12 protein-coding genes are annotated in these 19,095 nt (G+C 36.4%); 10 read left to right on the plus strand and 2 right to left on the minus strand.

Annotated elements, in window-relative coordinates; all coding sequences use genetic code 11:
• The first annotated feature begins 60 nt into the window (after window positions 1–60).
• The 3 genes from CXF85_RS14810 to CXF85_RS14820 all read left to right on the plus strand — a co-directional run bounded on the left by CXF85_RS14810 (window position 61) and on the right by CXF85_RS14820 (window position 3,836).
• Window positions 61–831: an ABC transporter ATP-binding protein gene (locus tag CXF85_RS14810; RefSeq protein ID WP_232771214.1), complete on the plus strand. Its 771-nt coding sequence runs from the start codon at window positions 61–63 to the stop codon at window positions 829–831.
• A complete protein-coding gene (locus CXF85_RS14815; protein WP_101229421.1) occupies window positions 824–3,235 on the plus strand; it encodes an ABC transporter permease in 2,412 nt (803 codons plus the stop codon). Before CXF85_RS14810 ends, CXF85_RS14815 begins: the two co-directional genes overlap by 8 nt.
• A gap of 268 nt (window positions 3,236–3,503) precedes the next feature.
• On the plus strand, window positions 3,504–3,836 hold the full coding sequence (locus CXF85_RS14820; protein ID WP_101229422.1) for a PBPRA1643 family SWIM/SEC-C metal-binding motif protein: 333 nt from the start codon (window positions 3,504–3,506) through the stop codon (window positions 3,834–3,836).
• A 454-nt stretch (window positions 3,837–4,290) separates the two neighbouring features.
• Here CXF85_RS14820 and CXF85_RS14825 read toward each other — a convergent pair whose 3' ends face one another.
• Window positions 4,291–6,279: a methyl-accepting chemotaxis protein gene (locus tag CXF85_RS14825; protein WP_101229423.1), complete on the minus strand. Its 1,989-nt coding sequence runs from the start codon at window positions 6,277–6,279 to the stop codon at window positions 4,291–4,293.
• A gap of 218 nt (window positions 6,280–6,497) precedes the next feature.
• Between CXF85_RS14825 and CXF85_RS14830 the strand changes: the two genes are divergently transcribed.
• The 4 genes from CXF85_RS14830 (at window position 6,498) to CXF85_RS14845 (ending at window position 13,703) form a co-directional block, all read left to right on the plus strand.
• The gene (locus tag CXF85_RS14830; protein WP_101229424.1) at window positions 6,498–7,070 is read left to right on the plus strand and encodes a response regulator; all 573 of its coding nucleotides are present in this window, start codon (window positions 6,498–6,500) and stop codon (window positions 7,068–7,070) included.
• Window positions 7,071–7,168: 98 nt separating this feature from the next.
• Window positions 7,169–11,194 carry a PAS domain S-box protein gene (locus CXF85_RS14835; RefSeq protein WP_101229425.1) on the plus strand — a complete coding sequence of 1,342 codons (4,026 nt, stop codon included), beginning with the start codon at window positions 7,169–7,171 and terminating at the stop codon, window positions 11,192–11,194.
• The gene (locus CXF85_RS14840) at window positions 11,187–12,437 is read left to right on the plus strand and encodes a GGDEF/EAL domain-containing response regulator (RefSeq protein WP_198555652.1); all 1,251 of its coding nucleotides are present in this window, start codon (window positions 11,187–11,189) and stop codon (window positions 12,435–12,437) included. Before CXF85_RS14835 ends, CXF85_RS14840 begins: the two co-directional genes overlap by 8 nt.
• A 261-nt stretch (window positions 12,438–12,698) precedes the next feature.
• On the plus strand, window positions 12,699–13,703 hold the full coding sequence (locus CXF85_RS14845) for an adenosine deaminase (protein WP_101229427.1): 1,005 nt from the start codon (window positions 12,699–12,701) through the stop codon (window positions 13,701–13,703).
• A gap of 32 nt (window positions 13,704–13,735) precedes the next feature.
• On the opposite strand, the gene CXF85_RS14850 is transcribed toward CXF85_RS14845, so the two are convergent.
• Complete coding sequence (locus CXF85_RS14850) at window positions 13,736–15,292, minus strand: GAF and HD-GYP domain-containing protein (protein ID WP_101229428.1); 1,557 nt, start codon at window positions 15,290–15,292, stop codon at window positions 13,736–13,738.
• A gap of 454 nt (window positions 15,293–15,746) precedes the next feature.
• Here CXF85_RS14850 and CXF85_RS14855 point away from each other — a divergent pair, with 454 nt between their 5' ends.
• The 3 genes from CXF85_RS14855 to CXF85_RS14865 are packed head-to-tail and all read left to right on the plus strand — an operon-like array spanning window position 15,747 to window position 19,011.
• Window positions 15,747–17,567 (plus strand): adenylate/guanylate cyclase domain-containing protein, encoded by a 1,821-nt coding sequence (locus CXF85_RS14855; protein WP_269801187.1) that lies wholly within the window; start codon window positions 15,747–15,749, stop codon window positions 17,565–17,567.
• Window positions 17,560–18,132: a hypothetical protein gene (locus tag CXF85_RS14860; RefSeq protein WP_101229430.1), complete on the plus strand. Its 573-nt coding sequence runs from the start codon at window positions 17,560–17,562 to the stop codon at window positions 18,130–18,132. The genes CXF85_RS14855 and CXF85_RS14860 overlap by 8 nt, the downstream gene beginning before the upstream one ends.
• On the plus strand, window positions 18,133–19,011 hold the full coding sequence (locus CXF85_RS14865; RefSeq protein WP_101229431.1) for a M48 family metalloprotease: 879 nt from the start codon (window positions 18,133–18,135) through the stop codon (window positions 19,009–19,011). It abuts the gene before it with no gap.
• Window positions 19,012–19,095: the final 84 nt, after the last annotated feature.

Below are 19,095 nucleotides of genomic sequence, written 5' to 3' on the forward strand. Positions count from 1 at the left end.
AAGTAAGTATTCAAATAACGCAGACAATTAACTTCCTCTAAGGGAAAATAAGGAATCACTATGATTAAATTTAACCAAATAAGCCGATCTTTTATTGGTGATGAAGTAGAAACAGTAGCCATAGACCAAATGAACTTAACCATTAATGAAGGTGAGTTTCTATCTATTCTAGGGCCGTCAGGTTGCTGTAAGTCTACCTTACTGAACGTGCTAGGCATGTTAGATAGCATAGATTCAGGGGAGTTTAGCTTTTTAGAAAATCCGGTTGATAAATATAGCGAGCAACAACGTGCTCGTTTAAGAAAACAGCATATAGGTTTTATCTTTCAAAACTTTAACTTAATTGATGAATTAACCGTTGAACAAAACATTGAATTGCCACTTTATTATCATAATGTAGCAAAAGCTGAGCGTAAGCGTTTGGTTGATGCGGTATTAAAGCGTGTTGATATCAGCCATCGTCGTAAGCACTTACCGGCAAAACTATCAGGGGGTCAGCAGCAACGTGTGGCTATTGCACGAGCCATAGTGACTAATCCAGATTTAATTCTAGCGGATGAGCCTACCGGTAACTTAGACTCAAAAAATTCAACCCAGGTGATGGAGTTATTGCAACAGCTTAATCAAGAAGGGGCAACCATAGTGATGGTTACCCATGCACCTGAGCATATTATTTATGGAACTCGAGTTATTGAGTTACTTGATGGCAAAGTGGTTAATGATCAATTAGTTAAAGAAAAGCTTAATGATAAAACAAGTCAGATTGTCGATGCTGGCTCAACAGAAGTTGTAAATACAATAAAAGCGGTAGCGGAGGTGACTTGTGGGTAAGTTATTATTTATAGTTGCCTGGAGAAACTTCTGTAGAGATAAGCTAACCAGTTTCATACAACTAACAGGCTTAATTATTGGCATTGCCAGCTTTATCTTAATTCAGTTTTATGTAGATCATCAAAAAAGCTACAACACCGCGTTTACGGATGCGAAGGATATATATCGAATTAATTTAATTCGTGGTGAGAATAAACCACAAGCGCAAACACCATTGAGACTTGCAAAAGAGCTAACACAAAACTTTACCGAAGTAGAAGACGCTACCCGCATTTCACCATCGAGTGTTTCAGTGAAGCATTTACAAGGGGTTTACTCAGAACGTGCACTTTATGCCGATGCTAACTATTTAGATTTTTTTGACTTTCAATTAATAGAAGGGGATGTGAATACAGCACTAGATGCACCCGATAGTTTACTACTGCATCAAGACTTAGCGATTAAATATTTCTCAACAACAGTAGGCGTGATTGGCAAGCGTTTAACTATTAATGGTAAAGAACATCAGGTTACGGGCGTTGTGAAAAAACCAACAACACCCACTACTATGCCCTTAACGATGATATTACCTATGGAGAACTTTTATGGACAACTTTCTCAAGAGTGGATTGAAGCATGGAACTTTAATGCCACCAGAACCTATACCAAAATTAGACAACCAGCAAATATTAATACCTTAATCCAAACCGTTAGTGATTATTACGATAGTCGCGCTAAAGGGCTGTCATCATTTAAAACAAATCGTGTCATTATTCAGCCGTTATTAGATATCTATCTTGATAACACTACTACCAGTAGTTTAACGCCACCCAGTAGTGAAGTGATGGTTACGGTGTTTAGCATTATTTCATTCATGATATTGTTATTGGCTTGTGTCAATTTTACTAACCTTTCAACCGCAGCTGCAATGAGCAGAGGCAAGGATGTAGGTGTTCGTAAAGCCTTAGGCGCCAGTAAAATACAATTGGTCACTCAATACTTGTCAGAAGCCGTTATGTTATCTGCCCTAGCTTGTATGCTTGCTCTGGTATTAGTTTATCTTTGTCTGCCTGCTTTTAATCAATTAATGACTGCCGAAATGGTCTTTAATGTTTCAATCGCACAATTATTACAGCTACTTGCTTTGACTTTATTAGTGGGGGTATTAGCAGGTAGTTACCCAGCATTCTATTTAAGTAATCTGTCACCAGCCCATGTACTGAAAGGCTTAGTGAGTACGTCCAAATCGGGTGTACTTTTGAGACAATCACTGATTATTTTGCAGTTTGCTATTGCGGCTTTTTTATTGGTCGCCAGCTTAGTGGTGAACTGGCAGATGCAATATATAAAGAACATGGAACAAGGCTTTAACCGTGAGGGTGTGATTGTTGTGTCTCGAGGTGATAACACTTATAACGCGTTTAAAAGCCAAGCATTGCGGCATCCAGACATTACTTCAGTCACTATGTCTCATACGGTACCGACCAAGGCAACAAGAACCTCAAACACGGTAAGACGACTAGATGATATAACCAATGAAATTTGGGTAGGCAATAACCCGGTAAGCTTAGATTTTTTCAAAACCTATGGCATTAAAGTATTAAGTGGTCGTATATTCTCTAAGGCCTATGTTAATGATGCGTATAAAGAAAATAAAGACGATTGGCAATCATCAATAGGTAAGTTGGTTATCAACCAAACATTAGCGGCTACTTTAGGTTGGAGTCCTGAAGAAGCTGTGGGTCAATTACTTACCTTAGGTGGCGGTCAAGACGGTTTACACAACCATCAAATTATTGGTGTAGTTGAAGACAGCCATTATGTTAATGTTAAAAATACTGTCGCACCAATGACCTACGTATTATCAGCAGAGCCAAAAGACTTATCACTACGTTGGACATCAATTCGCTTTAAGGTGGGTACTAGTTTACAAAGCTTAAAAGAAGTTGAGCAGATATGGCTAGGATTAGCACCAAATTTAGCTTTTAAATATGATTGGATCACAGATTTATTTGATTCAAGTTACCGTAATGAAAACCAGCAGACAGAGATGCTAAATGTTTTTACTCTGTTAGCTATTGTGGTTACGGCCATTGGTTTATTTGGCTTAGCAGCATTTAATACACAACGCAGAGTGAAAGAAATTGCTGTACGTAAAATATTAGGTGCGAGTACGGGGCAGTTATGTTTCATGCTAGTAAATCAATTTTCAAGCTTAGTCATTATTTCCAATGTGATTGCACTACCTTTAGCCTATTTTTTAATGCGAGACTGGTTGGATAACTTTATTTACCGCATTGATATGCCCTATAGCGCCTTTATATTAAGTGCTGTTTTTAGTTTAGTGATCGCTTACATAACAGTAATGGTTATAGCTTATCGAGCAGCAACAGCCAAACCGGTAGATTCATTACATTGTGAGTAATCAGAAGAGTGATAAATTAGCTATCAAATTTATTCAATAAAAAAATCATCATGCTTTTTAGAAAATACGCTAAATAATCCGTGGTTCTCTCTATCTAGTCAGTTGGTGCAGAAGAAAGCTGTGCTATTGCAGATAGAGAGGTATTTTTTGATAAAAACCAAAATAAAAGCTAAACAAGGACTATTTCCTTAAATCTACCGTGACTATTTACTGTATTACGGTATACTGCCGCGCTCAAACCAAGTATTTAATTAGCGGAGTTAATATTATGCACGATCTGTATTACAAAGGGCGTATCCACACTAGAAAAAACCATGTAACAACAGGTTATAATACTAAGCGTTCCGCTAAGCTCGGCACAGAAAAATATCCATTAACTTTATCGGTTAATAGTGATGAAAGAAAAATCGAAGTAGCAGTATTAGTTGCTGATAATGGGTTATTTGCTGACATTACCGTAGATAGCGCTATCGATGAAAATATCATTGAACTTAACGCCATACTAAACAAGATAAGCACTACTACGTTCGACAAAACGCCGAACCGTAATGATCCTTGTTCATGCAACAGTGGCAAAAAATATAAAAAGTGTTGCGGCTAATAAACTCCCTGTTATCCGACACTTCTTTAAACCAAGGCCACTCAATTTTTCTGAGGCGCCTTGGTTATAATAATCAATATCCTCTCGCACTTTCACCTATTACGACAATCCATTGTTGTAGTTCTGCCATTACATTGATATATGTTGGCTACATCCTCTCTATTTTACTGTCGCTAGGTAATACCAATTTGATTAAATTTCTTCCCAACTCAGAGCTGTACTCAATGTTCAATAACAAGGCGAATTTGTTTAATTTTAGTCATTCTAAACCAAATAAATTTAACGATGTTAGTGGACGTTGAGTAAGCTCCCAAAGGGCGAGTTTAAAGGGTTTATATGCAGCGTTATTGATTTAAACAAGGGAATAACCATTCTCTTCAATCAATGCCTTGCTTCTAAACCCTTTAATTCTCGCTGAGTGGGAAAGAACTTAATCAACTTGGTATAAGTATCTCTAAGATATTTTGAACATTGTCGCAATGTCTTGTAATGTAACCGCAAGCATCGCTTGTTCTTTAGCCGTCGCCGTTATCTGCGTTGAACCAGTTGTCGATTCCATTGACTTATGTTCAATATTTACTACATTTTTAGCGACATCTAGCGTAACCATTGCTTGCTCTTCTACAGCAACCGCAACCTGTTCGGTCATCGCAAAAATATTACTGACTGAATCGGTGATATCACCTAAGGTTTTCTCTACATTCTTTGAACTTTCTACGGCATTACTTGCCATCTTTTGACTGTTTTCTATCACACTAAATGCGGAGTTGGCATCTGACTGTAGCGCTGAAATAAAGTTTTCAATCTCACTTGTTGATTGCTGAGTTCTCTGGGCTAATGTTCTAACTTCATCAGCAACAACCGCAAATCCACGGCCCTGTTCACCCGCTCTTGCTGCTTCAATGGCTGCATTTAAGGCGAGTAAATTTGTTTGCTCAGCTACTGATTTAATCACATCAACTACATTAGTGATATTGTTACTACTCTCGTGCAGACTTGTTATTCTTTCTGCTAGATTATTTATTTCTGCAGCAAGGCTTTCAATTGAGTGGTAAGAGTCTTGTACAACTCCTGCGCCATTTTGTGCTTGCTCATCAGCTTCTTTCGCTGAATCAGCCGCTAATTGAGTGTTTCCTGCAACTTCCTTAACGGTGGCTGATAACTCCTCAATTGCGGTAGCAATAAGGGTGATTTCGTCTTGTTGCTCCACCAAAGATTGTGAGTTATGTTCACAGGTTTGTGATGTTTCTTCTGCTGCTGTAGCCAGAGCTGTACTTGAAGTTGAAATTTCATCTATTGCACCTGAAAACTTTTCAAGTGTTAGGTTCAAGGCAGTAGAAATTTGGCCCAATTCGCTCTCGCCGGTAAATTTTGCTCTGACTGTTAAGTCATTTTCATTACTGACTTTAGACATCACAGACGTTAAATCCGACACTTGGCTATGTAGTTCTTTAATAATATAGAAACTTATCATGGCAACTAATAAGAGAATGACAAGTGAAGATATGACTAGGTAAAGTAAAGTACTAAATGCTTTTTCTTGAGTGTCTTTGGTTAGCGTCAATAACGATTGATTTAATTTATCTTCTATATTTTTTAATACGCCAATTCTGTTAGTTGATTGTTCAAACCAATAAGTAGCGTCAACATTAAAATTTCCTGTTGTTGCATTATCTATCGCTATTTTTCGAAGTTTTGTCACTTCTTTGATTGATGGGGCATTTTGTTTCTGACTGAAGTAATTTTTATTTTCGTCATTTGCGAAGGCATTAAAACTATAAAAATAGGTGTTTTGTTCGGAAAGAAATCGAATGAATTTTTGATACATACCTTGGTTAAACTTATCAGCCGCAAAGGTTCCCGTTAATACCGCTCTCTCAATACCGGCTCTTTCTTTACCTTGAAGAAAATTATAATAAGCGACTGTTGCTTTTGTTATCTCAGCATTAGTAGAAATTTTAGCAATGATAGTTGAAACACTTAACAATAATTCGTTGGTTTTTGTATAGAAGGAGAGGGCATCAGCTAAAGGCATTGATAGATCATCAACATCACTTCTCGTTTGAGTAAGCATAGTTAGACGCTGATTAATCTGGTTATGTAGTTGTTGAATTTCTTTATTCTCAAATTGATTCTCTTGCCAGTAATTTGACTTTTTTAATACCTTATCGGAAGTCTTATTTCTTTGGCTTGGTAACTCATAGGAGAATTTATCTCCGTTTGAACCAAGGAAACCTGCGGTCATACCTCGCTCTTTTTGTAGCTCATGTACAAGTTCACTATACACCGAAGAAAGTTTTGTGTATTTGCCAAGGTTTTCCATTTCATTGTTGGTCGAAATGGAAGACATAATAGCGTTTATTCCAACGCCTAAAAAACCCAATAAAGGGAAAAGTAATAAAACAAATATTTTCTTATTAAAAGAGATATCGATAAGTCGCATTAGGGCCTTCCATGAAATATTTAAGTATTTATGAATGCAAAGTCTACTGAATAAAAATATGAAAACAATCAAATTCGCAAAATTCGCAACAAACATCAAAGTCGTTTGATCTGGATCATTTTTAATCAATTAAAACGCGTAAAGTGATTTTAAAATTAAGATACTTCTTATATGTTAGCGGATAATTCAACCGCTAAATTAACAATTATGGGTACTAAATGTCAGTAAAAAAGTCAGTAAAAAGCTATTTAACACCTAAAGAGGTTGCCGAATTACTTATGGTTTCTACTGCCGCCGTTCGTTTATGGGCCGAAAGTGGCGACTTAAACGCAAGACTTACTGCGGGAGGCCATCGTCGTTTTAAACTTGATGATATTAAAGAATTTGCCACCAAGAAAAACATTCAACTTAATACAAAAACAAGTGAAAACCCTAACATTTTGATTGTTGATGATGATATTCACTTTGCTGAATACCTAAAGACCCTTCTAAAAATAGAAATAAAAAACGTTGAAGTCGAAATAAGTTTAGATGGGTTTGATGCGGCGAATAAACTACATGATTTCACCCCAAATATTATGCTGCTAGATCTTAAAATGCCTGGTCTAGACGGTTTTCAAGTATGCCAACGTGTAAAGAATAATCCTCTTCAAAGTCATATTCGGGTGATCGCTATTTCTGGCGACGTTAACCAAGAAAAGATTGAAAGACTTCAAGCTATTGGTGCTGAAACTTGTTTAAAGAAACCTATAGATGTCCCTGCGTTATTAAAACATCTGGCTTTGAGTTGACTTTTTGACATAGCACGTTTTTAAAAGGGATATAAGGTCTGAAATTCAACAATGGATAATAGAAACTTTTGATGTTTTTATAAAAAATAGGAATGTAAGTGAATAAAAAATTTAATTTTATGCTGTTTATAAGTGTATTTAGCCTCGCTTTAATCGGAGGGATTTCATATATACCTTTGTTTGAATTTGTTTTAAATATTGATGAGGGCTTTATACCAATGGCTCCGTCAACAGCGGTTTCATTTTTAGTGACTATTATTACCTCAATAATTTGGGTTAACTATAATAGGCAATTTTATCACTACAAAAAGCAGGCAACGTTAGCACTATCGATTGTTGCTCTATTTGGTTTGTTAGAGGTCGCTGAGTATTTTATTGGAATTGATCTTAATTTTGAAAATTACCTGGTGCCACATTTGGGCTACCATGATGGCATTCCTCTTGCTCGAATGTCACCTGTAACAGGTTTTTGTTTTTTTCTTACTAGTTGTGTTTTATTGATACTATTGGATCAAAAGAATAACAGAGAAGGTAATTACTTCACTATTCAAGTAACAACCTGGATCAAAAATATTTGTACCACGCTTATATTACTAATCTCATTGTTATTTATGGTTACTTACCTTTATAAGTCGCCGTTGTTTTATAATACACAAGACATAATACCAATGGCGCTATCCACCAGTTTAGGGTTTTTATGTCTTGCCGCAATACTGATAACAAATGATAAGAAAAACTATTTAATTGAGCAATTCACTGACTTATCACCCTCGGCTACTTTGATTCGATTTATTACCCCTTTTACCGTGTTAAGTGTTTTCATCACAGGGCTAATTCAACATGGCATATTCACATTAAATCCAGTTAATAATTCTACGTTTTTCGCGGCTATTGTTCTTACATTACTTTCTGTCATGTGTGGTTTCATGGCTATGTTGGTCACTAAAAAGTTGATGGAATTTCAGGATAATAACAATAAATACTTACATCAATATAAATCTATGGTGACTTTATCGTCGGGCATGCAAGCGTTACTTAATAATAATTTTGTATTTTTAGCCGTCAATCAGGCCTATGTAAACAAGCTTAATTTAACCATTGATGAGGTGGTAGGTAAGCATTTTAGCGATATTTTTGGCAAATCCTATTTTGATGCAGAATTTATAAGTTTCGCTGAACGAAGTTTAGCTGGAGAAGTAATAATACAAAAAAAGTGGATGAAATGTCGCTCAGGGCATAAATTTTTTATAGAGCTTGAAATAGCCCCTTATTATCAAAATGACGGCAATATTCATGGCATTATGGTCAATGCACGTGATATTACTCAATTAAAGCATTATCAAGATAACCTAGAAAAATCAAAAGTTGTCATTGAAAACAGTCCGATCATCGCGTTTCGTTGGCGGGGTGATGAGGACTGGTCAGTTGACTACGTATCGAGCAATGTTGATTTATTGGGTTATCAGGCAAGTGACTTACTCAGTGGAAAAGTCAAATATTCAGAGATGGTACACCCTCACGATTTACCGCGTGTGATAAGAGAAGTTAAGTATTTCACTGAAAAAGCAAGAGAACACTTTAGCCATGAATACCGTATTATTTCTCCTTCAGGTAAAATATTTTGGATAGATGATAGAACAACGGTTGAACGTGATAAAGATGGCGTCGTTACTTTTTTTCAAGGTCTTATTGTTGATATAACAGAAAAAAAGAAAGCAGAAATAAAGCTAGAACAATCTAACACCTTAATAAAAAACGTTATTAGTTCAACACCTGATTTGATTTATGCTAAGAATTCAGACCACCAATATATTTTAGCGAATAATGCTTTTGCCCACTATTTAAAACAACCGGTATCATTTTTAATGGGTAAAACGGATCAACAACTTGGTTTTACTAATGAACAAATAAAAAAATATAAAATCCAAGACCAAGAGATCTTAAAAGGCAATAGTATTCCTATTTCTAGTTGTCGGTCGATTTATGAAAATAAGAGAGTGGTTGATGCCTCTAAATACCCTTTAAAGAAAGAAAATGGTGACATAGATGGCATCATATATATCGGTCATGATGTTACAGAACACATTGATAATATTGCCGAAATATCTATAAAACAAAGAGAGTTAACACAAACTATTGATGCGATATTTGATGCTGTTATTACTATTAATGACTTAGGTTTGATACAAAGTTGTAATAGAGCAACAGAGCTAATGTTTGGTTATACCACTGACGAATTAGTTGGCAAAAATGTTAGTTTACTTATGCCTAACAATGTAGCTTCGCAACATGATGATTATATTAAGACCCATTTAAATACAGGTGAAAACAAAATAATAGGAAAAGGTAGGGAGCTGGTCGGAATAAATAAAAATAACACAACATTTCCTTTGCACTTAACTATTGCTGAACTACCTGAGAACCTTGACGAACGAAAACGTTTTGTTGGGGTATGTCATGACTTATCAAAAACAAAACAACATGAAAAACTCTTAAATAGAACACAAAAAATGGAAGCCCTTGGACAATTAACAGGAGGTATTGCTCATGATTATAATAACGTGCTGGGGGTTATTATTGGTTATAGCGATATTCTCAAAGCTCAATTAAAAGAACAACCGATCTTGTTTGATTTTGTTGACCAAATTAATCAAGCAGGTAATCGTGGTGCACAACTTACCCGTAAACTTCTTTCTTTTTCTAGACAAACACCGGAGTCGAGCCAAGAATCAAATCTAAATGATATTATCAAAAGCAATAATGATGTGCTGCGTAAGACCTTACTGTCAGTAGAATTAGTACTTAACCTTAAGCATGATATTAGTCAGGTTAATATAGACCAAAACTCTTTTGAAGATATGTTATTGAACATGGCTATTAATGCGATGCATGCAATGCCAAACGGAGGCGTTTTAACTTTATCAACGCGTGAGGCGACATTGTCAAAAGACCAAGCGAGCAGTTTTAATATTGCTCAGGGAAAATATGTTCAATTATCCATTGAAGATAATGGCTCTGGCATGTGTAGAACAGTGCAAGATAAAATTTTCGAACCGTTTTTTTCAACGAAAGGAGATCAGGGTTCAGGATTAGGGTTATCCCAAGTGTATGGTTTTATGAAATCATCGATGGGCGCTATTAATGTTTACTCAGAGCTTGGTGAAGGAACGAGATTTTCACTTTACTTCCCCGTAGTTAAAGCAGAAAACAAAATAGATAATATAAAAGTTGATATAGATGAAAACCTAAATTTAGAAGGGATTGAAAGCATTCTTGTTGTCGATGATGAACCTCAATTACGTACCCTAGCTAAAACCATCTTGATGGGTAAAGGTTATCGTGTTTTAACCGCTGAGAATGGTATCGAAGCGTTAAAAGTTCTAGAAAATAACGCAATAGACTTGATGTTTTCAGACATTATTATGCCTAAAATGAACGGCTACCTTTTGGCCGAAAAAGTACAGCAATTATACCCCAACGTGAAAATATTATTAGCTAGTGGTTTTCAAGGAAATCCAGCAGATAATAAAATAAAGTTAGACGAAGTTATCATTGAAAAACCCTATGAAAATAATTTTTTATTGAGTCGAATTAGAAAGTGTTTAGACAAACCAAACGTCGATGCAATTGAACAGAATAAGCCGATAACTCAAAATGTCGCTGAAATTTCATCAATGAAACGATTAATATGGACGGATGAAATGAGTATTGATGATGGAGGAGAACTTGATGTTGATCATCAGTTTATGTGTATCCTACTTAATCGTTGTCAAGACTTGTTAGTGGTAGACGATTTTCACCAACCCTTACAAGAAATCATTACTGAGTTAGTTGAATATACTCAGGATCATTTTGCTAGAGAAGAATCGGCGATGAGACGTTGCCATTATCCCTATACCAAAAATCATTGTGACGTTCATCAGATGATTGTTAAACAGCTGAGCCAAAAGCTTAACTCCTGTTCAGACAAAGAAATTCTATTGTGGTTAAGTACAGAAATGTGCGAATGGCTAGTTGACCACTTCATGGTAATGGATAAACCATTACATAAGTACCTTATGAAAAACAAAGGACTAGAGGGCAATGTATTAAAAAAAATTGCCGAAGGGGATGATAATGCATAATAGAGTCTTTATTGTTGATGATGATAGGTTAACGTGTAATTTACTGAAAACTATCGTTGAGCCTATTTTTAAGCAGGTGGAAATATTTCAACATCCGCTTGAGTTTTTGACCTTAGCTCTAAATTCCGAAGACATTATTTTATTAGATTTGATGATGCCAGAAATGGATGGAATTGAAGTTATTCGTCACTTAGCCCAGCAAAATTGTCCGGCAAGCTTAATGTTAATCAGTGGTTATGATAGCGGGGTATTGCACTCAGCTGAAACGTTAGCACTAAGTTGTGGTTTAAATGTCACTAAGACCTTTACCAAACCCATTAATACCAACGTATTAACGGATTTATTGACAACATTATCGGATGAACAAACGAAAAGAGAATTTTCCGGTACACATAATGATGAATTTAAGCAAGATACGTTTGAATTCATTCCAACAGAAAAAGATTTACGTGACGCTATTGATAACAAGCAACTTGTTTTATATTACCAACCTCAAATTAATATGGAAACTCAATGCATTCATGGCGCTGAAGCGTTAATCCGCTGGTTACACCCTGAATTTGGCATAGTTCCTCCGGACAAGTTCATTGCCCTTGCGGAAAGAACTGGCTTAATAGAGCAGGTTACTGAAGTAGTAATCCAGTCAGCCATAAGTCAAAGTGTACAGTGGCAAAATGTAGATAAAGCTATTCGCTTATCTATTAATATATCTGCACAAAATATAAATAGTTTGAAACTGCCAGAACAGCTAAAAATGCTTGTTAAGCAGTACGAACTTGATCCCTCTTTGATTGTTTTAGAGTTGACCGAAAGTACCTTAATGGACAGTGAGGTCACTTCATTAGATATTCTAACTCGTCTTAGATTAAAGGGCTTTCAACTGTCTATTGATGATTTTGGAACGGGTTATTCTTCACTGTCTCAGTTACATAAAATACCTTTTACTGAATTAAAAATTGACCAGTCTTTTGTTGCTAATATGAAAAAAGAGCATGAGAGTAAGGCCATTGTTGAAACCTGTATTATGTTGGCACATAAGCTTAATATGGAAGTAGTCGCTGAAGGTGTTGAAGATAAGCAAACATGGGATTTATTATTAGCCGAAGGATGTGATATAGCGCAAGGATATTATATTGCCAAACCTATGCCTGTAAATGAATTTGATAAATGGCAATGTGAACGGGAACTTTTAATGCATAGTGGTGTAAGTAAAGTAAAAGATTCAATTCTGCACTATTATTAAACAGTAAAGTATATTAATACTTTACTGTTTAATTTCCACTTTATGAAACATTGAGTGCTTGCGCCATGAAGTCGAGCGGGTATAAAATAATTTACAGGGTTTAATCGCAGCAGGTTATTAATTTATTTTCGTATAGTCCCTTAAATATTAAGACAAAGGACTACTTGCCCCCTTAACTCTTTGTTTTATTCATCCTGGATATTCATAACAACATCTTGTTAATTTGTTTATCTACCCTGACCTTCGCTTAAGAGCTAATTTATGAAAGCATTCATCGAATCTTTGCCAAAAGTTGAACTTCACCTACATGTAGAAGGCACACTTGAACCTGAGCTAATGTTCGAGTTAGCCAAAAGAAACAATATTGACATCCCTTTTAATTCCTATGAAGAAGTAAGCGCCGCTTATGATTTTCATAACTTGCAATCATTCTTAGATATTTACTACCAAGGGGCGAATGTTCTTATTCATGAACAAGACTTCTATGATTTAACTTGGGCTTATTTATTACGCTGTAAAGCAGATAACGTATTGCACACTGAAATATTCTTTGACCCACAAACACATACGGTTAGAGACATTGCTTTTGAAACAGTCGTTAATGGAATTCACAAGGCTTTGACTCAAGGAAAACAAGAATTAGGCATTAGTAGCCAATTAATAATGTGTTTTTTACGTCATTTAGATGAGGATGATGCTTTTATAACGCTAAATCATGCACTCGCTCATAAAGATAAAATTATTGCGGTGGGGCTAGACTCGTCAGAGATAGGTAATCCAGTACAGAAATTTGAACGCGTTTTTCAAGAGGCGATAAAACAGGGCTTTAAATCTGTTGCCCATGCAGGGGAAGAGGGGCCAGCAAGTAATATTCGTGACGCCTTAGAGTTACTACAAGTTGATCGCGTAGACCATGGTGTGCGATGCACAGAAGATGAGGTTTTGTTAGCACAACTTATAGATCAGGGGACTCCTCTGACGGTTTGCCCTTTATCGAACACTAAATTAAAAGTATTTGAGCAAATGGCTCACCACAATGTTGTTGAGCTACTTCGTCAAGGCGTTTGCGTGACGATAAACTCTGATGATCCGGCATACTTTGGTGGTTATATGACGGATAACTTTAATGCGGTAGCGGATGTTCATCCAATGGAAAAAGCTGAAATAGCGCAATTTACCATTAATGCCATTAAAGCCAGTTTCATTTCAGATCAGGAAAAACAGCGATTATTAACGTTAACGCTGAATTACCTAGAACAGAACTGATACTCGCACTTTGATTGATAATAGCTATAAACTTAATCGTTATTATGGCAGCCAGGTATTTGAGTAATATCAAAGTCATCAAGTTGGCTGCTTTCTAAATACTCTTTTGCAAATACCAGGTAGACTTTTTCTTGAATAAAAACGTCAAACAGATCAGGATCAAGATGATCACCTAATTTCATTCTTCCCATAATGGTAAGGGTTTCGGACAAGGTTTTTGGATCTTTGTATGGTCGGTCGTTTGCGGTTAATGCTTCAAAAACATCGGCAATACCCATTATTCGGGCAGGTATAGACATTTCATCTCTTTTTAAGCCTTTCGGATAACCAGTGCCATCCATTTTTTCATGATGACCACAGGCGTATTCAGGCACTCGTTTTAAGTGTTTTGGAAAGGGCATAGATTCAAGCATTTCAACGGTAACATCCATATGTCCATTAATAATTCTGCGCTCTTTTGGATTTAAGGTACCTCGCTTGGTAATTAAATTGTAGATCTCATCAGCGTTTATGATGTCTTGTTTTACTCCTTTTATGTTTACTTGATAATTTTTAGCAATTTTATAAACACGCTCAATTTTCGAATCATCAAAAAATTCACCGCCGGTATTAGCAACGCGGATAAACTCACGGTCGGATTCTAAAGATTTTAATCGTAAAGCTTTATCGTTATTATCATATTTATCAGAATAATAGATATCTCTAGAGGCTATTTCAAAACGAGCATCTATGAGCTCTATTCGGTCAAATACTGTTTCAAGTTTCTTAGCCTTGTCCATGACATATTCAGGTGTGGCAACTTTACCGCAATCATGTAACCAGGCGGCTACACCTAGTTCGTGGAAATCCTCTTTACTCATGGAAAATTCGTCAAGTGGCCCGTAATCTATTTCATTACAAGCTCTAGCCAACATCATAGTAATGAGTGGTACACGGCGGCAATGACCTCCGGTATAAGGAGACTTTTTATCAATAGCCGAAGCAATAAGTTTTGAGAAGGCAGAGAATAAATTCTCCATTTCATCAATAAGCTGCTTGTTGGTAATAATAACCCCGGCGAGTGAGGCAAGCGCGTGAGTTAACTTTTCGCTTTCTTTGCTAAAAGGGATGATATTTCCTTGAGCGTCACTGGCATTAATGAGTTGAATAACGCCGTTAAGATCATCTTGATGATTCTTCATTGGTAGGGTTAAAACTGATTGAGTTCTATAGCCGGTTTGTTTATCCATCGTTTTAGCTGCACTTAAATCGTAATTCTGACAGTCATAAACATCTTCAATATTTATCACTTCTCCTGTCGCTGCTGCTATTGAAACCAGGGCACTCTCATTCACTTCGCCATATTTTAATACAGGGATAGGGGGAAAGTTAATTGTATTGTCTGTAGTTCCGCCTAAATGAAGCTGTAAAGTTTTATTAATGATAGTTTCAAAAACTAATTCATTTTGCTCAGAAATAGAATAGATAGTACCGCCATCGGCATTGGCTAGCTCCATCGCACTTTTAATGATTTTTTCTAATAGTACGTGGTGATCTTTTTCTGACGATAACGCGATGCCTATTTCAATAAAATGTTCCATGCTATTCATTTTATGTCCTGTAGAGAGTTAACCGCAATGAGTTATTAAAAAGTATAGGCTCGCAGTAAAGAAATTGAAAAGTTAGCGCACTAATAAATGAGATAAGATCCCATTAAACCGAAATTATGTTGTTTGAACGTTAGCAAAATAAACATTTTCCATTTATCTCCTATACTTGCCAAAGTATGTACCTACTTATTTTAACGGTTAATTGTGTCTTTGATTCGCGGGCTTAATTTCAACGTATAAAATATTTGAATTACCGCTCTATACTGATGACTCGAAATGTTTTGTGGTGTATGTCCCAAATGGCGTTGTAGCGTTGCTTAAGGCGTATCTGAACCCAATTGAAGTTTGCATCCCTATGTATTGGGTATACATATTTTTCCATTAACCTTGGCCGATAAAGAATAGTATTCACTTTATGATAATACCTAGAATCCAAGTTCTATCATTATGCATTATGGCCTTCATAATCATATTTTATCTTATCGCTCAGCAAGGACATTTTTTGAAAACGGTTGATTTTACTGTTTTTGATCGACAATCAAAGTATTTGGCAAGTCAGTTAACAGTTGATGAAGATATTGTGGTGATCGCTATAGATGATTACAGCTTAAAACATATGAATAAAATCGCTGGACGATGGGTGTGGCCCAGAACGGTGCACGGGCAAGTTATTGATGCGTTACAACCAATGTCTTTAACGGCGATAGTCTTTGATATTCTTTTTGCTGAGCAAGATATTTACCGACCGGACGCAGACAGCTATTTTAATGAGGTAATAGCACGTACAAGTAACGTATATTTTTCTACATTAGAACAAAGACTTGTTGCGGGCGGTGGTGTGTTACTAAAACAGCTGCCCGAGGAGTTAGGCTTAATAAAAACACCTTTAGCGAGTGATAATGCCAAAGGCAACTTTATTCTACCTAGGGCAATAAATAGAAAACACTGGCAACTGGGTAGTATTAATTTTAGTGCAGAATTTGACGGCGTCGGTCGCTATTACGATGTTTATAGAGATATTTCTGGTTGGCAATTGTTATCACTACCGGTAAAGTTGGTTAGTTCATTATCGCTACCAATACCCAAAAAACGGCAAATATTATTACAATGGAGAGGCGCAGCTGAGCAACCTTATCTCACCTTAAGTTATGCTGATGTTTACCAGGCGATAATCAATAATGATATTGACTCATTGCAGGCGTTATCGGGAAAAATAGTCTTAATTGGCGCTACAGCATCAGGTCTATTTGATGAACGAACAACCCCCTTAAACGACAATTTACCCGGTGTTTATATGTTGGCCACCGCGATAGATAATCTTAAAAATGAACGCTATTTAATTGAAGTAAGTCTTTATAGCCAAATACTCATCGCTATTACGTTAATTATACTCACTTGCGCTTGTTTTCTTTTAGTTAATAGCTTCGTAAAACAAGTTGTTTACGCCTTGTTATTTATGGTAGCCAGTAGCTTAGCGTTAATAGGTATTAGTACTTTATTGTTAATGCAGCAACAGGTGTTATTTATTGGAGGAATACTGTTTGTTATCTTGGTCACTTTCCTTACGTTTTCTTTTTTTTATGGCTACTTAGAATATAGACACAGGCAACAAGCACTAGCCATGTTTGGACGTTTTTTAGATCCTAAAGTCGTTTATAAGTTGCTTGAAAATAATGCATTATTACCTGAAAAAATGAATAAAAAGCAAATAATCACAGTGTTGTTTTCGGATATTAGAAATTTTACCCAGCTTGCAGAACAAAGTGAAGCCGAAGCAGTTGTTAAGTTACTTAATCAATATTTTAATCAGCAGGTGGCTATTATTTTTAAAAATAATGGCACATTGGACAAATTCATAGGGGATTGTGTAATGGCTTTTTGGGGCGCGCCTATGGAAAGTGAGCCTCGCCAAGATACTGTAGCAGCTATTAATACCGCACTTGCCATGGAGCAACAGTTACTGCTTTTCCGTCAAGGCTTACCTGAGAGCTTGCAAGATTTTGATATTGGTATTGGTATTCATACCGGAGAATGTATTGTCGGTATGATCGGCGCCGACTTACGTGTTGACTATACTGTCATTGGCGATGCGGTGAATCTGGCGAGTAGAATTGAAGGGCTAACAAAACATCAAGCACGTATATTAGTCTCTGAGCAGACTAAAAATATAGCCGGGGATGCGTTCGATTTTAGCTATCAAGGTGAATACCAAGTAAAAGGAAGGCAAGGTAAAGTTAAGTTATTTCAACCGACTAGGAGAGAAAATAATGTCTAAAGCGTTTACTTACTATTTTTTAATCGTTTTACCTACCGTGATGATGCTTTTAGCCATCTCAACTTTTAACATTAGTTTGGCTTTTGACAACGAATTAACATCGCAAATATCAAATAAAGTACGTTTAGGACAGCTAATAAAAGATACTCACTTGTTAAAGCAACCTCGTTATCAAAGTGACCCGCTTGTTTTGGTAAAAGCAGAAGAAAACATCAATATCAAATACCGACAAAGTGCTTGGTATTTCATTTCTACCATGAACAGTCAAACGCCAGAGACATTCTCCGGTTGGGTAAGTATGTTAAGCGTAAGGTTTGACTCTACACCAAAGCGAGAAGGGGATCTGGGCGTACAATCACTCTTTTCCAGTGTCACTCATGATAGTTTACCAACAGTATCAACTGGGATCCGTGGTTTTGATGAAGGAGACCTAAAAAATGCTAAAGCGGACCTTAGTCAATTAATTTTACTTAAATCTTATACCGTTTCGAGTAACACCGCTGTGGCATTCGCACATTCAGCTAAGTTGGCATCCAATAAAACGAAGGTTAAAGAGGACAAATAAATGAAATATTTAACACTGCCTAGTTACCTTTGTGTAGTCACCGTTTTTTGCTTACTGGTCGCATGTAAAAGTACCAGTTTGAAAATTGGCAACTTCGATGTGGGTAAACTAGTGAATCAAGGTGTTAAGGTTTTTAACGCCAGTAATATCGACGAAGCACAAGAAATACAATTTGGTGAAAATATGTCAGCGGTATTATTGGGGGCTAGACCACTTTATGAAAACAAAGAGATTAATGTTTATGTCAACAAGGTAGGTATGTGGCTAGCAAGTAATAGTTCAAGACCTGATTTATCTTGGCAATTTGGCGTTATTAACAGTACGGCCATTAATGCTTTTGCTGCGCCTGGCGGTTTTGTATTTATTACTTCAGGCATGTTGATGCAACTTGAAAACGAAGCACAATTAGCGGCAGTGTTAGCACATGAAATAAGTCATATCACCGAGCAGCATCATTTGAATGCTATTAAAGAAGAGGCTAATAGAAGTGCAATAACCGAGAGTTTGTTCATTTCAGCTCAAGCGTATCAAGATAATACTTCGGCAAATGATGAAGATAAAAATTATGGCATATGGGCGAAAAAAGTAACGGGCATGGCTCAAAATTTATATGCGAAAGGACTTGGCAGAGATGATGAACTTCAGGCAGATCAACTCGGAATCCGCTTATTGGCTAAATCGGGTTATGATGCTTTTGCTTATATTGATAACTTACAAGTATTAGCATCAATCGACGCGGATGATAGTGCTTTGGCATTGTTATATCAAACGCATCCAGCACCATCACAAAGACTCGCAGCTTTAGCGGAGCAGCTTGATAAACTGGCGATGAACCAAGGATTATTACTAACGAAACGTTTTATTTCTCAGATGAATTAAATGTCGAGAAGCTAATGTGTTTTAGTCATCTTGTCGTGGTTAAGTAATATTTGTTAAAACGATAGTTACACTGAAGTACTTTTT

It is taken from the genome of Colwellia sp. 75C3 (assembly GCF_002836255.1).
Classification (GTDB): Bacteria; Pseudomonadota; Gammaproteobacteria; order Enterobacterales; family Alteromonadaceae; genus Colwellia.

Bases quoted from the DNA above. Each gene is read 5' to 3' on its own strand.
- CXF85_RS14865 (WP_101229431.1), top strand. From the start codon at position 18,133: ATGAAATATTTAACACTGCCTAGTTACCTTTGTGTAGTCACCGTTTTT.
- CXF85_RS14830 (WP_101229424.1), top strand. From the start codon at position 6,498: ATGTCAGTAAAAAAGTCAGTAAAAAGCTATTTAACACCTAAAGAGGTT.
- CXF85_RS14850 (WP_101229428.1), bottom strand. From the start codon at position 15,292: ATGAATAGCATGGAACATTTTATTGAAATAGGCATCGCGTTATCGTCA.
- CXF85_RS14810 (WP_232771214.1), top strand. From the start codon at position 61: ATGATTAAATTTAACCAAATAAGCCGATCTTTTATTGGTGATGAAGTA.
- CXF85_RS14840 (WP_198555652.1), top strand. From the start codon at position 11,187: ATGCATAATAGAGTCTTTATTGTTGATGATGATAGGTTAACGTGTAAT.
- CXF85_RS14820 (WP_101229422.1), top strand. From the start codon at position 3,504: ATGCACGATCTGTATTACAAAGGGCGTATCCACACTAGAAAAAACCAT.
- CXF85_RS14845 (WP_101229427.1), top strand. From the start codon at position 12,699: ATGAAAGCATTCATCGAATCTTTGCCAAAAGTTGAACTTCACCTACAT.
- CXF85_RS14855 (WP_269801187.1), top strand. From the start codon at position 15,747: ATGGCCTTCATAATCATATTTTATCTTATCGCTCAGCAAGGACATTTT.
- CXF85_RS14860 (WP_101229430.1), top strand. From the start codon at position 17,560: ATGTCTAAAGCGTTTACTTACTATTTTTTAATCGTTTTACCTACCGTG.
- CXF85_RS14825 (WP_101229423.1), bottom strand. From the start codon at position 6,279: ATGCGACTTATCGATATCTCTTTTAATAAGAAAATATTTGTTTTATTA.